The organism is Pectobacterium versatile, assembly GCF_020166435.1.
In the GTDB taxonomy this organism is placed as follows: domain Bacteria; phylum Pseudomonadota; class Gammaproteobacteria; order Enterobacterales; family Enterobacteriaceae; genus Pectobacterium; species Pectobacterium versatile.
Genome location: NZ_JAINZP010000007.1, coordinates 176,655 through 191,079 on the forward strand (window position 1 = coordinate 176,655; position 14,425 = coordinate 191,079).

14 protein-coding genes and 1 pseudogene are annotated in these 14,425 nt (G+C 52.2%); 7 read left to right on the plus strand and 8 right to left on the minus strand.

Annotated features, from left to right (window positions below; genetic code table 11):
- Window positions 1-6: 6 nt before the first annotated feature.
- From K7X24_RS10945 to K7X24_RS10960, 4 genes are read right to left on the minus strand one after another with little or no spacing between them, the layout of a single operon-like run.
- The gene (locus K7X24_RS10945) at window positions 7-756 is read right to left on the minus strand and encodes an amino acid ABC transporter ATP-binding protein (protein ID WP_044208070.1); all 750 of its coding nucleotides are present in this window, start codon (window positions 754-756) and stop codon (window positions 7-9) included.
- A complete protein-coding gene (locus tag K7X24_RS10950; protein ID WP_039507702.1) occupies window positions 756-1,469 on the minus strand; it encodes an amino acid ABC transporter permease in 714 nt (237 codons plus the stop codon). Before K7X24_RS10950 ends, K7X24_RS10945 begins: the two co-directional genes overlap by 1 nt.
- Window positions 1,466-2,215 (minus strand): amino acid ABC transporter permease, encoded by a 750-nt coding sequence (locus tag K7X24_RS10955; protein ID WP_224554886.1) that lies wholly within the window; start codon window positions 2,213-2,215, stop codon window positions 1,466-1,468. Before K7X24_RS10955 ends, K7X24_RS10950 begins: the two co-directional genes overlap by 4 nt.
- 2 nt (window positions 2,216-2,217) lie before the next feature.
- The gene (locus tag K7X24_RS10960) at window positions 2,218-3,069 is read right to left on the minus strand and encodes a transporter substrate-binding domain-containing protein (protein ID WP_224554888.1); all 852 of its coding nucleotides are present in this window, start codon (window positions 3,067-3,069) and stop codon (window positions 2,218-2,220) included.
- A gap of 178 nt (window positions 3,070-3,247) precedes the next feature.
- Between K7X24_RS10960 and K7X24_RS10965 the strand changes: the two genes are divergently transcribed.
- The 6 genes from K7X24_RS10965 (at window position 3,248) to K7X24_RS10990 (ending at window position 10,068) form a co-directional block, all read left to right on the plus strand.
- On the plus strand, window positions 3,248-4,033 hold the full coding sequence (locus K7X24_RS10965; RefSeq protein ID WP_224554890.1) for an IclR family transcriptional regulator: 786 nt from the start codon (window positions 3,248-3,250) through the stop codon (window positions 4,031-4,033).
- 187 nt (window positions 4,034-4,220) lie between these two features.
- Window positions 4,221-5,390 carry a cystathionine beta-lyase gene (gene metC, locus K7X24_RS10970; RefSeq protein ID WP_224554892.1) on the plus strand — a complete coding sequence of 390 codons (1,170 nt, stop codon included), beginning with the start codon at window positions 4,221-4,223 and terminating at the stop codon, window positions 5,388-5,390.
- Between the two features lie 56 nt (window positions 5,391-5,446).
- On the plus strand, window positions 5,447-6,775 hold the full coding sequence (locus K7X24_RS10975; RefSeq protein ID WP_224554894.1) for a CapA family protein: 1,329 nt from the start codon (window positions 5,447-5,449) through the stop codon (window positions 6,773-6,775).
- Between the two features lie 227 nt (window positions 6,776-7,002).
- Complete coding sequence (locus tag K7X24_RS10980) at window positions 7,003-7,896, plus strand: LysR family transcriptional regulator (protein ID WP_040031127.1); 894 nt, start codon at window positions 7,003-7,005, stop codon at window positions 7,894-7,896.
- An 88-nt stretch (window positions 7,897-7,984) separates the two neighbouring features.
- Entirely contained in the window at window positions 7,985-9,145 is a 1,161-nt protein-coding gene (locus K7X24_RS10985) for a pyridoxal phosphate-dependent aminotransferase (protein WP_224554896.1), read from the plus strand.
- Window positions 9,142-10,068 carry an AEC family transporter gene (locus tag K7X24_RS10990; RefSeq protein ID WP_224554898.1) on the plus strand — a complete coding sequence of 309 codons (927 nt, stop codon included), beginning with the start codon at window positions 9,142-9,144 and terminating at the stop codon, window positions 10,066-10,068. The genes K7X24_RS10985 and K7X24_RS10990 overlap by 4 nt, the downstream gene beginning before the upstream one ends.
- A 49-nt stretch (window positions 10,069-10,117) precedes the next feature.
- Here the strand turns inward: K7X24_RS10990 and K7X24_RS10995 are convergent.
- The 3 genes and pseudogenes from K7X24_RS10995 to K7X24_RS11005 all read right to left on the minus strand — a co-directional run.
- Window positions 10,118-10,446, minus strand: a pseudogene (locus tag K7X24_RS10995) (IS4 family transposase); the annotation flags it as partial.
- A 127-nt stretch (window positions 10,447-10,573) separates the two neighbouring features.
- Complete coding sequence (locus K7X24_RS11000; RefSeq protein WP_224554900.1) at window positions 10,574-11,023, minus strand: hypothetical protein; 450 nt, start codon at window positions 11,021-11,023, stop codon at window positions 10,574-10,576.
- 958 nt (window positions 11,024-11,981) lie between these two features.
- A complete protein-coding gene (locus K7X24_RS11005; protein ID WP_224554902.1) occupies window positions 11,982-12,965 on the minus strand; it encodes an MBL fold metallo-hydrolase in 984 nt (327 codons plus the stop codon).
- 196 nt (window positions 12,966-13,161) lie between these two features.
- Here K7X24_RS11005 and queE point away from each other — a divergent pair, with 196 nt between their 5' ends.
- Window positions 13,162-13,833: a 7-carboxy-7-deazaguanine synthase QueE gene (queE, locus tag K7X24_RS11010; RefSeq protein WP_224554904.1), complete on the plus strand. Its 672-nt coding sequence runs from the start codon at window positions 13,162-13,164 to the stop codon at window positions 13,831-13,833.
- Between the two features lie 71 nt (window positions 13,834-13,904).
- Here the strand turns inward: queE and queD are convergent, their stop codons facing one another.
- Complete coding sequence (gene queD / locus K7X24_RS11015) at window positions 13,905-14,267, minus strand: 6-carboxytetrahydropterin synthase QueD (RefSeq protein WP_224554906.1); 363 nt, start codon at window positions 14,265-14,267, stop codon at window positions 13,905-13,907.
- Between the last annotated feature and the right edge of the window lie 158 nt (window positions 14,268-14,425).

Here is a 14,425-nt window from a genome sequence, read left to right on the forward strand (position 1 = left end):
TTACTCTCACAGCACCTTGTCCAGAAAGGCTTGTGTCCGAGGGTCCTGTGGATGATCAAAGAATGCCTGCGGTGTGTTGCTTTCGACGATTTTTCCTTTGTCGGTAAAGTAAATACGGTCGGCAACCTCGCGGGCAAAGCGCATTTCGTGGGTGACCAAAATGCAAGTCATGCCATCACGCGCCACATCCTGAATGGTGGTCAGCACTTCTTTGACCATTTCAGGGTCTAGCGCTGCTGTTACTTCATCAAACATCATCACTTCCGGGTTCATACATAGCGCCCGCGCAATGGCGACGCGCTGCTGTTGCCCGCCGGACAGTTCGCCCGGATAGGCGCTGGCCTTGGCTTCCAGATGCACTTTTGCCAACAGCTCACGGGCGCGCGCTTCCACGTCTCGCGCTGGCTGTTTCAACACCTGCATAGGGGCCATCATGATGTTTTCCAGGACGGTACGATGCGGGAAGAGGTTGTAGCTCTGGAAAACCATTCCTACCTTACGTCGCAGTGCCAGCGCATCCAGCTTGGGATCGTTCACCTCAATGCCACCGACGGTGATCGAGCCTGCATTGATGGGAGCCAGCGCATTGATGCAGCGCAGCAGCGTGGATTTGCCGGAGCCGGAAGGGCCGATGATGCAAACAATTTCCGAACGGGCGACGGACAAGGAAATACCGCTCAGCACGTTTGTTTTGCCAAAGGATTTATGAACATCAGTCAGGATTACCTGTGCAGGTGGCGTGTGCGTATCAGTCATCAGCGGGTTCCAAATTGCCACGTCCGTTCTAAACGGCGTGAAAATAGCGAGATCGGAAAAACAAAGGCAAAAAAGAGGATCAGCGTAATGCCATAGGCTGGCAGAATCAGGCCGGGGCGTGTTTCCGTGGTTAGAATCGTTTGGGTGATTGTCATGACTTCCTGCACGCCGACCACATTGGCCAACGATGTTGCCATGACCACTGAACAATAGAGGTTCATGGTAGGCGGTACCATCTGGCGTATCGCCTGCGGTAAAATGATCGTGAGCGTGGTGCGAACGCTACCAAAGGCGAGGGCGGCAGCGGCTTCCCACTGTGTCGTGGGGATGGATTTCAGCCCGCCGCGCACAATCTCCGAGGTATAGCCACTGACGGGGATAGCCAGTGCCACAACGGCTTTCACCCAGTCGGGAAAGCTGAACCACGTACCTGCAATCTTGATCTCAAACGGCAGCAGGAACATCACGTAAAACATGATGACTAGCCAAGGGCTGTTGCGAAAGAATAAGGTCAGAATGCGAGCAGGCAGCCGGATAATCGCAACATTGGCCATCTGGGCGGCGCCCAGCAGCGTACCGGCCAGCATGCCAATCGCCATACTCAGAATCGAAATGAGTAAATTGAGCCCGAACCCTTTTAGAATCAGCGGTAGCCAGGGAAGTAATACCGCGGAAGCGCTACCTGCGGGGAAAATTGCGTCTATGATCGTCATCGTCCTAGCCCCGGTACTTTTAGCCAACGCTCCAGCAGTTTCACCAGCAGGGTGAATATGCCCATTAATCCCAAATAGCTGAGCAGCACCACGTTCATCATTTCGAGCACATTAAAGTGTTCCGTCCAGATTTCATGCGCCACATACAGGGCTTCAGGCACCGCGATGGCATAGGCAAGCGCGGTGCTTTTGACTATCTGAGCCATGTTATTACCCAGCGCCGGCAGGCTGGTGCGAAAGGCCAGCGGCAAAATGATATGAACCATGGCGCGGGTGCGGTTGTAACCGAGGGATTCTGCCGCTTCGACGGTCGTTCTCGGCACGGCTTCAATACCTGCCCGCAGGATCTCTGCGACAAAGGCGCCGTATTGCAATGACAGGGCGATAACTACGAATTGAAACGGCGAGACCAGCGGCAGTTCGCCGTTTTGTCCGTAGGTGGAAAGATGGAAGTAGGAGCCGATACCAAAGAATAAAAAGTAGAGCTGGGCGAGCCCCGGTGTATTCCTAAATAGTTCGACATAGGCAGTGACCAGCCAGCGCAAAGGCTGCAGGCTGGACTGTCTGGCAAACACGCACAGAAAGCCAATGAGCATTGAGCCGAGGAGCGACCAGACTGCCAGCTCAACGGCAAGGGTAAGCCCCGTAAAGTATTTACGGGCTTCCCATGCGTTGTAAAACACCGAAAAGTTCCAGCCCGTTTGCTCGTAGAGTGCTTTAAACCCATCGGCGATAAATAACATCATTGTTACAGCTTAATGGCTTCTTCGTGGGCTTTTACGGCAAACGGTGCCGGTTTCAGTCCCCATTTTTTGGCCAATTCAATGATGGTGCCTTGCTTGTTCCAGTCTTTGATCACATCGGAAATGAAGTGGGTAAACTGCGGCTCGTTAAAGCGAACGGCCAGACCCCACGGGCCTTCGGTAAACGGCGTCAGGTTCTGGATGATGTAATCTTTCCAGATGCCTTCTTTGTCGTTAAGAAAACGAGCCTGAAGATAACTGTCATCGGATACCAGCGCGGCACAGCGACCGTCACGTAAGGACTGATCGACTTCCTGCTGAGTCTGGAAAGCAACGATGTTCGCGCCAAACTTCTGTTCTAACGGGACGTTCCAGCTCGATCCCTGATTGCTACAAATCGCTTTGCCTTTCACCTCTTCCCAGTTCGAGAAAGTCACGCCTTTTTTCGTCAGCAGCGCTGGGCCTGCGGCGTAATAGTAAGGTTCGACAAACTGAACCAGTTTCTTACGCTCTTCGCTAACCGTCAGTGAGGTAAACAGGATGTCGCATTTGCCCTGTTGCAAGAATTGCACGCGGTTTGCGGGCAGAACAGGCACCAGATCGACTTTGACCGTTTTACCCAGTTGCGTGGACAGGCGTTGAGTAAAGTCGTTCAGCAGATCGATGTGCAGGCCTTTGGTTTCCCCCGATGACTCGAGAAAGGCCAGTGGCGGGTTGTTGACGTTAGTACAGACTGAAATTACACCGCGATCGGCGATTTTTTCCAGTACGTCAGCGTGGGCAATCGTGGGAATGAATGATGCGGTAAGCGCAACACCACTCAAGGTCATCAGAGAACTCAGCGTTGTTTTTGACATATGATCAATTTACCTTAGTTAAGATAAGAGCCTCTGATATATTTTGCTAACGAGGCAGCCCACAGATAGAGGGGAATGTAGGGGGAACTGCCATTTTGTGTCAATAAAATCAACATTCGATTAAGTTGTATATATATCAACTTTTTGTATATGCCCGTTAAATGGAGAGAATGGAAACGTGAAAACCCGCAACGTCCAGCCTGTGGCGAACATAGCTGAAGAGGCGACTCGAACTGAAAATGTAAAAGGGGAGCTTAAGACGCTGACAAAAGGTCTGGCGGCACTGGATTTGCTGATGCACAACCAAACGGTGCGAACTAGCGATGTCGCTGATGTGCTTGCAATCGATAAAAGCAGCGCGTCACGTATTCTGCAAACGCTGGCTCAGGCGGGCTATGCGCAATCTGGCGAGCGCCGCAGCTTTGTGCTGGGGCCAAAATTGGCCGATAGGCCGAATACCGTGCGCCCAAAGAAAAGCCTGCGCGTGTGCGCTCGTCCGGTTCTGGAACGCCTATCTGCCCGTACCGGAGAAGCGGTACATTTATCGATTCTGGCAGATGAGCAGGTTTTATATCTGGATACGATCGAATCCAGCTACTCTTTGCGGGTTGATAGCCGTCCTGGCACTCTGGCACCTCTGGCGTATACCGCGATTGGCCGGATTTTTCTGGCGCTGGCGGGAGCACCCTTGCCCGATCAATTGCAGGCGCAAACGGAGCACACCATCACCGACCCACGTCTCTTTCAGATGGCGCTACAGACTATCGCACAGCAGGGTTATGCACTGCATGATGAAGAGTTTCATTTGGGTATTCGCGGTGCGGCTGCGCCCTTGTTCGATCGCAACGGTTACGTTATTGGCGCCGTTGGCGTTTCTGGCCCAACCGTACGTATTCACACCGAAGACCTCGATGCGTTGGGTGTGCTGGTGCGTGAAGAAGCGAATAAATTTATCATTGAATAATCGGATGAGACCGCGCGTTCCGGCGTGTCTCTCACCGTATGACATCAGGTTAAGGTCAATTCGGAATATGATGTAATATTGCTGTATATGCAAAATTTAAGATAGTTGTTGATTTAGGGATGGGTTGCGGCAGACTGGTAAAAAGAGAGGAATCGGGGCCAGCCCATCAACGAGAACACGATTTATCATGAAACCTGAAACGAAGGTTATCCATGCCGGACGCCATCCAGATGATTTTCTTGGTGCGGTTAATACACCGGTCTACCGTACATCCACGGTAATTTGCAATTCGATGGCGGAGTGGGACAGTAAACAGCGCCAGCAAACCTCTTTCGATGAGCCAGAACTCTTCTACGGCCGCCACGGCACCCCAACCACGAAGTCGTTGCAAGAGGCCATCGCAGAGCTGGAAGGTGGCTATAAATCCTTTGTTTATCCCTCCGGCGTGTCCGCGTGCGCGACAGCCATTTTAGCGTTTACCTCGGCAGATGATCATGTGCTGGTGCCTGACAGTGTCTATGGCCCAGTGCGCCAGATTGCTGGCACGCTGTTGAAAAGATTTCGTATCAACGTCGAGTTTTACGATCCGGCGCTGGGGGCGGATATTGAAAAATTATTCCGACCTGAAACCCGTGTGGTATACACCGAAGCGCCAGGTTCAATGACGTTTGAAATGCAGGATATACCGGCCATTGCTGAGGCCGCTCATCGTCATGGTGCCATTGTCGTGATGGATAACACTTGGGCTAGCCCGCTGTATTTTCAACCCTTTACTAAAGGCGTAGATATCTCTGTGCAGGCGGCGACAAAATACATTGTCGGCCATTCTGATGTCATGATGGGGATTGTGACCACCACCGAAGCGACCTACCAACGTCTGAAAGCGACCACGCATGAGCTGGGTTTGCTTGCCAGCCCTGACGATTGTTATCTGGCGCAGCGCGGTTTGCGCACGTTGCATGTCCGCTTGGAACGCCATTATCAAACGGGGCTTCGGCTTGCCGAATTTATTGCCCGCCAGCCAGAAGTTGCCCGCGTCATTCACCCTGCGTTACCCGGCGATCCGGGACATGCCCTGTGGAAACGTGATTTCACGGGGGCATCGGGGCTCTTTGCGTTTGCGCTCCACCCTGCGTTAAGCCACAAACGCACTGCGTTTGTTGAAGCGCTCACCTTGTTTGGCATTGGCGGTTCCTGGGGAGGCTACGAAAGCCTAATCCTACCGCTGAACCCCGTCCGATCTGTTCACCCTGATGCGCATCCTGGGACGTTGCTGCGTATTCATGCGGGATTAGAGAGTGTGGACGATCTGTTGGCCGATCTGGAACGGGCTTTTGCCCTTATTCGCCAATCTTAGCCTGCCATTCGAGGCATTTCATCGAACGACAAATCATTCTAAAAGAGAGTCATGCTATGCGAATTATTGCCTGTGGGGATTTACTGTTTTCCAGTCGCAATCTGGCCGCGCGAGTAGATAAAAATATCGTTGATCAGCTTGCGGCGGCGGATGCGGTTTTCGCCAATGCCGAATTTTGTTGCCCAAAACCCACCACGCCACCTGCGGCGGGTCGTGGCTATATCACGGCGGTGAAGCAGGCAACGCTGGACGAGTTTGTTGATTTAAATATCAAGCTGGTTTCTTTTGCCAACAACCACACGGGGGATTTTGGCTGGGAAGGCGTCGTTGATACCATTGATGCAGCAGAAGAACGCGGGCTGATTCACTGCGGCGTAGGGCGTAACCTTGATGATGCCCGTGCGGCGCGGTTCCTCGATACGCCAAAAGGGCGAGTCGGTGTCGTTGCCGTCAGCAGCACCCGTTCGGAAATCTTTGCCGCGAGTGTCGCAGGGGGCAGTGTGGTTGCACGCCCTGGTCTTAACCCGCTACGTTGGGGGCGAGCTTACGTATTACCGGACAAGGAATTCGAGCAACTACAGGGGATCACTGAACTGCTTGGCGTCGCTGCCAGTAACCGTGAAGGTGCCCGAATTGAAGTGATGGCAGATCAGGGGCCCGATCGTTTTAAATTCGGTTCGCTGTTTGAAAGTTCGATACAGATAGAGCGCGGTGAACAGGCTCACGTTCGCACGTTTATGAATGAAGAAGACTGCGCCGCGATTCTGAAAAGCGTACGCGATGCGGCAAACCGTTCTGATGTCGCCATCGTCAGCCTTCATACGCATGAAGGGGAAGGCGATGGCTGGTATGCTCCACATCCCCCAGCATTTATCGAAGATTTTGCCCGCCGGGCCATTGATGCGGGGGCATCAGCCGTGGTGGGGCATGGCGCGCATTTCCTGCGTGGGGTGGAAATTTATAATAAACGCCCGATTTTTTACAATCTGGGCAGCCTGCTGATGGAGTTTGAAGCGGGTGAATCGATTATCGCGCCAGAAATGTATGCCGCTTATGGCTACGAGCACGATGCGCGTCCTTCCGATTTGCACCGGGCGCGCGCAAAAGATCAGGAGGGGAATTTCATTGGCTTCAATGCTGAATCCCGTTTCTCCAAAAACTGTGCCGCGCTGCTGGATTACGCCGACGGGGCGCTACAGTTCACATTATTGCCTCTCGATCTGGGTATGAACCGTGAACGCCCGCTCGATCGTGGCTTACCCGTTACGGTGTCTGCGGCTCTCGGGCATGAAATTGCGGCCGATCTGACGCGTATGAGTGCACGCTATGGCACGGTATTACGCTATGACGAGGCGCTCGGAACGATCGCGATTGAATCAGCCTAGACGGCAATTCTCTGTCAGCCTATGCCTCATGAAAGAGGCATAGGTGAATATTTTCCTGCTCGTTTTTCCTCTATGCTTCTCTTTTCTCACTTTACCGGGCTGTTATACCCGTCATACTTCACGCTGCTTTGGGTTGGCTGCGTTTAGCGATCTTTGGCTTTTCTGTGCAAATCTTGGCAAGAAATGCCCCTTTTTACCCTGTTTGTCTCTGTCGGAGAGTCGATCGAATGTCGTTAAAAGCCTTACGCACGTTGGTCGCGATTGCTCAGTATGGATCGTTTGCCCGCGCGGCTGAAGCTGTATGCCTGACGCAATCTGCCGTCAGCCTGCATGTCCGCAGCCTGGAAGAAGACTTCAAGGTGTCGCTTTTCGATCGCTCACGTCGCATCCCAGTACTCACCGAAGCCGGACATCGTGCGGTGGAGCAGGCGCGGGATATCCTTGCGCAGTATGACGGCATCGCCGCCGAGTTAGGCGAGGGTGGGGAACTGGCCGGACGCCTGCGAATTGGCGCGATCCAGACCGCACTGGCTGGCGTTTTGCCCGCCGCGCTGGCTGCATTGCGTCGCGCTCATCCACGCCTGCGTGTTCTGGTGAATTCGGGGATGTCGGCGGAGCTGGCAATTCGCATTGATGCTGGCGAACTGGACGCCGCTGTGACCACTGAGCCGGTAAAACCTTATCCAACCGGTCTGGTGAGCACGCCGCTGTATCAGGAGGGATTCTGGATCGTTGCCCCACCGGCGCTAGCGTCTCTGGATGCCAGACAGCTCCTGCAAGATCGTCCTTTCATTCGTTTCGATCGTCGAGCCTGGGCTGGGCGAACTATCGATCGCGAGCTGCGCCGTCAGCGGCTGCGGGTACAAACCGATATGGAGCTGGACAGTCAGGACGCGATTATTCAGATGGTCGCCAGTGGGCTTGGCGTAGCGGTGATTCCACTGTCCGAGCGGGAGAAGAACCGTTTGGATAATCTGGTCTGTATCCCATTCGGCGAACCTCAGCAGCAGCGTCGTGTTGTGCTGCTGGAGCGCGAAGACCGCCCAGCGGCACGCCTTGCTGCGGCGCTGGCGGAAGCGATTCGAACACAGTCTGGTGACGATGTCATCCATGAGAAATAATTGAGTTAATGTCGATTTAATCTCGTTTTTTTCTCATCAGAAGTCCCGCTATGGTAGTGCCTGTTTCTTCACTTTCAGGTACTGACTCATGGTGTCCACTTCGCAGTCTATTTCCCCTCCACTATCACCGATTTTGCAAATGGCTCGGCGAGCCGCAGCGCGACGAGCCGAAGGGCATGATGTTATCGATCTGACATTAGGTGAGCCTGATTTCAGCGCGCCTGAGCATGTGATTAGTGCGGCGCATGAGGCACTCGCACAGCCGTTGACCTACTCACCGGCGAATGGTCTACCGCGCTTACGTCAGGCGATTCGGGCGCGGTTGCAGCAGGATCGTGGGCTAACGTATGGCGATGATCAGATTGCCGTTGGCTGTGGTGCAAAGCAGATTATCTTCAATGCGTTCCTCGCCACGCTACGGCCAGGGGATGAGGTCATCATTCCTGCACCCTATTGGGCAAGCTACCCCGACATGGTGCGGATGTTTGGTGGCGTGCCGATTATCCTGCCAACGGAAACGCGGAACGGGTTTCGGCTGGAGCCGTCATCCCTTGCGGCAGCGCTGAGTGACCGTACACGCTGGCTGGTACTTAATGCGCCGGGAAATCCGTCGGGTGCCACTTATGAGCCAGCGACATTGCTGGCCTTCGCGGAAATTCTTCGTCAGCATCCTCAGGTGCGTGTGCTCTCGGACGATATCTATGCGCACATCCGCTTTGGTTCGGAGCCTTATGCCACGCTGGCGGCGGTGGCAGAGGATATGAGAGAGCGTACGCTAGTGGTTGATGGCGTTTCCAAAGCGTATGCCATGACGGGCTGGCGCGTGGGGTGGGGCTGCGGCTCGGCGGAATTGGTTCGGGCGATCACATCGATACAATCGCAGAACTGTACGCAGACCAGCACGCTCAGCCAATTGGCGGCTATCGCTGCGTTGGAAGGGCCGCAGGATGGGTTGGCAGAACGAGCGGTAATCTATCGGCAGCGTCGCGACGCGGCGTTGACGGAGTTACGCCGTAGCCCATGTATCGACGTGATGACGCCCGATGGGGCTTTTTACCTGTTGCCGAAAATTCACGGTGTGCGTGACGATAATGCGTTGGCATTGCGCCTGCTTGATGCGGGCGTCGCGACGGTTCCTGGAAGCGCATTTGGTGTTCCGGGTCACCTGCGTCTGTCTTTCGCTACCGATTTGGCAGTTTTGGTCGAAGGATGCAGACGGATTGTCACTGCGCTGGAGGCAAGCGAATGATCGTCTCGCTCCTGCTGGCGCTGTTGCCTATCGTGCTACTGATCGTGTTGGGATCGTGGTTACGTCAGCACGCTTTTCTGACGGCGGCATTTTGGCCACAGGCTGAAAGGCTGGGCTATTACCTTCTGCTTCCCGCACTATTTCTGCATGGGCTGGCGACAGCGCGTCTGGATGGCGTGCCGGTAGCGGCGATGATCCTGACGCTGGTGTGCTCGACACTGGCTGTCGCTGTCGGGCTGGTCGCAGTACGCCGCTGCTTTCCTGTTGATGATGCAGCGTTTACCTCGGTATTTCAGGGCGGTGTCCGTTTTAATAACTACGTTGGCGTGTCTGCCGCTGCCGGGCTATTTGGTGCACACGGTGTGGCGCTTGCCGCCGTCGCGAACGCGGCAATTGTGCCGACGGTCAATATTCTTTGTGTCTTGATCTTCGCCCGCTACGGCAAGGCTGGGACGCCGTCATTCAAGAATATCGTGCGGCTGCTGGCGCTAAACCCGCTGGTGGTGGCCTGTGCCATCGGCATTACTTTGCAGATTACCGGGTTAGGGTTGCCGCCGGGGATTGAACCAGTAATGAAATCATTGGGACAGGCGTCGCTGCCGCTTGGGCTGCTGTGCGTGGGCGCGGCGCTGGATTTCTCTGCCGCGCGCAGCTGGCTGCGTCCTGTAGTGATTGCATCATGCGCGAAATTTATTGCGATGCCGCTGGTGACGATCGTCGCCTGCCACCTCTTTGGTCTGTCTGGCCCCGCGGCGATTGCCGCACTGCTGTTTCAGGCGCTGCCGACGGCATCGTCGTCTTACATTATGGCTCGTCAACTGGGGGGCGATGCGCCATTGATGGCGGGCATCATTGCGGTTCAGACACTGGTGGCGGGCATTGCGCTGCCGATTGCCGTCCTTGGGCTGAGCGGACTGTTATAAATTCCTCGAATGTTCTTTTTGTAACAATGCCTTGCTAACGGCATCAGTCTTTCACGTTCAGCCAGTTTTCTTTGTCATGATGAAGGCAAAATTTTACTATTCCCCAGATGTGGCCAATAAAGTCCTACTCCAGTGATTTGATATGCCAAAACCATTCACTTTGGAAGCTCGTGTCGGTGATAAGGGGGACTTTCGTTTGCGGGGCGATGGCACTGGCAAGTGTGTCAAGAAAGGTATTTAACGCCTGATACTGGTGAGCGAAAGTGTTGCACCGTTTATCAACGCAGTGGTTGAATCAATAAGCGAATTTTGCCGATATTGATGTGTCGAAGTTAAAGCATCACAGAAAAAAATCTGACATACTTTACTGACTGGCATAGGGTGATCTCATTGAGTTTTTTGGCGAAAATCAGTAGATCATAGAACTCTATGCCTGTCTCTTTTTCTGGGGATTCGTCAGCCTTCTGGGTAATAAAAAGCCGCCTTCTATGAAGGCGGCTTTTTATTACCCAGCCATTAGCCAGAAAGAGACTAATGGTATTTTAACGTAAAATAATGTTTTATCTTTCGCTGGCCATAACTGAATATTAACATCGTAATTTTGATATTTAATATTATCCAGAAGTAATGCATTCCCTCCAGGGTAATTATGAGGAGCATCGGCATTTCCTTCATAATAATTTATTTTTTCTACAGCCCCACCATCAAAAGAAATGCTGGCTTCACCTTTTTTACTATTAGGGTCTTTATCGAGAAGGTTAATATCAAGGGTTGTATTAAAAGGAACGCTGTGAATATTCACGTCAATCGTGATGTTGGCGCTGAAATCGCTGATGGAATTGACGTTGATAGTACCACAATTATCCATGCTACCAAAAGAAAATAATTGCCATGAAGCCGGTAATTTTTGACCTGTAGTTGCTGCTGTTCCTACAAAATCTGTAATTTTAGCCATTTTAATCCTCTATTGATTGTTTTTTATTAACGTCATATGTCATTAAAACATAATAAATAGGTTGTAATGCTGGGATTTATTTGTTTTTTTGACGTGTCGTATTTATTGTTATTGTAATTCCCGACGTGTTCAATATGATTTATGGATGAGGGTAATAAAGCATAGGCCAATTTAATTTCACAATGAATAATGCTTTTTTGTGTTTTTTAGTCAAATAATAATGGTTTTTTTAACTTAAATTTATACCAAGTAATTTTTGACATAGTAGATCTCTTTGGGAGAATTTATTCTAAATGAATTTTTCAACGAGGTTGATGGCGATAATAGCGTACAGCTAAGGAATTACGGTAAGCAGGCCGATGCCGATGCTGTTATACATCCGATGTTTGACCTATCTATCTGATTAATAATCAACATAATGGCCTGCATCGGGGTAATATGTTTGAAGAATTTGGCAATGGCTGAGGCGAGGCGCGCCTTTTTGGTGTGGTTAGATGATTCGGTTGTCGTCGCTGTCATTTTTTACACCTTGCGTAGGTAGGTTACAAAATTGTTATAAAAAATAAGTGAAAGGAATAACCACCCCACAGTAGTGGCGAAAATGAAGGTGGCACCCGCAATTTCAACTTCGGCCCCCGTACTTCACATTCAAAATTGTTACATTTCCTACGGGTGGTGTAAGAAACCTAAAAACGGCTTCTTCTTACGCATGGAGGGCTTTTTCAATGTCGCGACGCATTCCCTAATCCTGATAGCGTCCCTGATGCTATTATCTTTCAGTTCAGTGAGGAAGGGATACAGCAGGTAGCCTATGAGGATACGGAACATTACCAAATCACGCGTCTTTCCTGAACAACTCCGAGCGTATGTTACGTGAGCTAATGGTGGAGTAGGGGCTAAAGAGCGAGGTCACTCAAGCAGGGATGGAACCGCCCCTGCTTGAGTGACGGCAAGGAGATTATTGCGATAATCCTGCCACACTGTAATTCACTGGAAGCCAGCGATAGCCGTTGGTGGTGCCGTTACGTTCCAGACGCGTACCCACGTGGCCGATGCCGGGGAAGGGCAGATGAGCACCTGCAACCCAGTAACCCTGGCTGGCGGCGTCGGCCAGCGCCTTATTACGGGATTCCGTCGCCTGATCCATATTTGAGTCAAAGCTGATGGTGGTGTCTGGTAAGCTCATTTGCACCGCTTCCGCATGAATGATGTCTCCCCAGGCCAGCAGTTTTTTGCCTTCGCTCTCGATCAGAAAAGACGTGTGCCCTGGCGTATGTCCCGGACTCGGAATGGCGGTGATGCCGGGTAACAATGTTGCCTGCTGAGCCGGGAACGTTTTCAGCTTGTTCTCTTTACTAATAGCATCAAAGGTACTTTGCACGCGTTGAAACGCGGATTTTCTGTTCTCTGGTGCGTTCTTCAGGTTATCCGAGCTTAGCCAGAAGTCGGTTTCTGGCTGGCTGACATACACGGTGGCATTCGGGTAGCTGAGTTTCTTGTCCTGCACCAGACCGCCAAAATGGTCGCCGTGCAGGTGAGTCATCAAGACGGTATCGATCTGTTCAGGTTTGTAGCCCGCCGCAATCAGATTCGGCATTACTTTTCCCACCGTAGGGTTGCTCTGCTTGCCGTTGCCCGTATCTATTAAAATCAGGTGTTTCCCAGTATTGACCAAATAGGCGTTGATAGAGGTTTCCACCTGCGGCGTCAGCGATTTCTCTGCCAGCAGTTCGGTGATTTTTTCCGGTGGGGTGCGCTGCAACAACTTATCCATCGGCATGGTGTTGGTGCCGTCAGACAGCGCGGTAATTTCAAACTGGCCCAGCATCATGCGGTAATAGCCCGGCTGAGTTTTAATCTGCGCGATATCCTGTGCCTGAACAAATGCAGGCACGAACGTGCATGAGATGAGCAATAAGGCTAGAGGTTTCAATAACTTCATTTATTTTTGTCCTTGTTAATAATGAAAGCAGGCGAAATCGTAACAACAGATTGATTATTGACGCATGGGGCGAATTACTCAACCGTCCCACGGTTTGGCGTGTTCCCGCTGAGTTTTCCACGGCGCAGCCGCCCACCTGCAACGCGAATGATTTAGGGTATAATGTGTTTTTTAAGTGAACGAGACAGTGAAAAACATGCAGTACCCGATTAATGAAATGTTCCAGACGTTACAGGGTGAAGGCTATTTTACCGGGGTTCCGGCGGTGTTTGTGCGCCTGCAAGGGTGCCCAGTAGGCTGTAGCTGGTGCGATACCAAACATACCTGGGACAAACTGGCAGAGCGGGAAACCTCATTGGATCAGGTGCTGGTAAAAACGGAAGAAAGCGATGCCTGGGGAGCGGCGAGCGCGGATGACATTCTGGCGCTGATGGTGCAGCAAGGCTACACGGCACGCCACATTGTGATCACCGGTGGTGAACCCTGCATCCACGATTTAGCACCGCTAACGCTACAGTTGGAAAAACAGGGTTTCAGCTGCCAGATCGAAACCAGCGGCACTCACGAGGTGCGCTGTTCGCCCAAAACCTGGGTGACGGTATCGCCGAAGGTGAATATGCGCGGCGGTATGAAGGTGCTCGATCAGGCGTTGCAACGGGCGGATGAGATTAAACATCCGGTGGCGCGTGAACGTGATATTGAAGCGTTGGATGCGTTGCTGGCGCGGCTTGATGATGATAAACCGCGTATTGTGGCGCTACAGCCGATCAGTCAGAAAGAGGATGCGACCAAACTGTGCATCGCGACCTGCATCGCCCGTAACTGGCGGCTTTCCATGCAGACGCATAAATACCTGAATATTGCCTGATATGTATCGACTGCTAGTAGCGGCGTGAGAGAGGAATGCTCACGCCAGACTACAGCACCACCACTTCTTTGTTACTCGCCTTTATAGACGCAGCCGGCGGTGCAGGTTTCTTTCACCATTACGGCGCTGAGCAGCGGTAATGTCGGCTTTAACTGCTGCCAGATCCAGTGCGCGAGCACTTCGCTGGTCGGGTTTTCCAGACCGGGGATCTCATTCAGATAGTGATGATCCAACCGTTCCCATGTGGGCTTGAAGGCAGCTTTCAGTTCTGAGAAATCCATCACCCAACCGGTATACGGATCTACTTCACCGGTAATTTCCAGCCTCACCATGAAAGAGTGCCCATGCAGTCGCCCGCATTTGTGACCGTCTGGTACGTGCGGCAAATGATGCGCGGCTTCAAACTGAAAATCTTTAAATAGCGTAGTGACCATAGCGATGTTCCCGGTTTCGTTCTGAAAAAGGAGCTTTCAGAACAGAGTATGCAAAAAACCGTCGCATACTACCCGAAAGTGTCGCGTGAATCACTTATCGCCTACTTCATTAGGCTATTTCATTTGCCTGGCTGCACCAATAATGCCTACTGGATCGA

Coding starts and splice junctions, on each gene's coding strand:
- K7X24_RS11005 (WP_224554902.1), bottom strand. CDS start 12,965: ATGAAGTTATTGAAACCTCTAGCCTTATTGCTCATCTCATGCACGTTC.
- K7X24_RS10950 (WP_039507702.1), bottom strand. CDS start 1,469: ATGACGATCATAGACGCAATTTTCCCCGCAGGTAGCGCTTCCGCGGTA.
- K7X24_RS10990 (WP_224554898.1), top strand. CDS start 9,142: ATGATCGTCTCGCTCCTGCTGGCGCTGTTGCCTATCGTGCTACTGATC.
- queD (WP_224554906.1), bottom strand. CDS start 14,267: ATGGTCACTACGCTATTTAAAGATTTTCAGTTTGAAGCCGCGCATCAT.
- metC (WP_224554892.1), top strand. CDS start 4,221: ATGAAACCTGAAACGAAGGTTATCCATGCCGGACGCCATCCAGATGAT.
- K7X24_RS10980 (WP_040031127.1), top strand. CDS start 7,003: ATGTCGTTAAAAGCCTTACGCACGTTGGTCGCGATTGCTCAGTATGGA.
- K7X24_RS10985 (WP_224554896.1), top strand. CDS start 7,985: ATGGTGTCCACTTCGCAGTCTATTTCCCCTCCACTATCACCGATTTTG.
- K7X24_RS10955 (WP_224554886.1), bottom strand. CDS start 2,215: ATGATGTTATTTATCGCCGATGGGTTTAAAGCACTCTACGAGCAAACG.
- K7X24_RS10960 (WP_224554888.1), bottom strand. CDS start 3,069: ATGTCAAAAACAACGCTGAGTTCTCTGATGACCTTGAGTGGTGTTGCG.
- K7X24_RS10975 (WP_224554894.1), top strand. CDS start 5,447: ATGCGAATTATTGCCTGTGGGGATTTACTGTTTTCCAGTCGCAATCTG.
- K7X24_RS10945 (WP_044208070.1), bottom strand. CDS start 756: ATGACTGATACGCACACGCCACCTGCACAGGTAATCCTGACTGATGTT.
- K7X24_RS11000 (WP_224554900.1), bottom strand. CDS start 11,023: ATGGCTAAAATTACAGATTTTGTAGGAACAGCAGCAACTACAGGTCAA.
- queE (WP_224554904.1), top strand. CDS start 13,162: ATGCAGTACCCGATTAATGAAATGTTCCAGACGTTACAGGGTGAAGGC.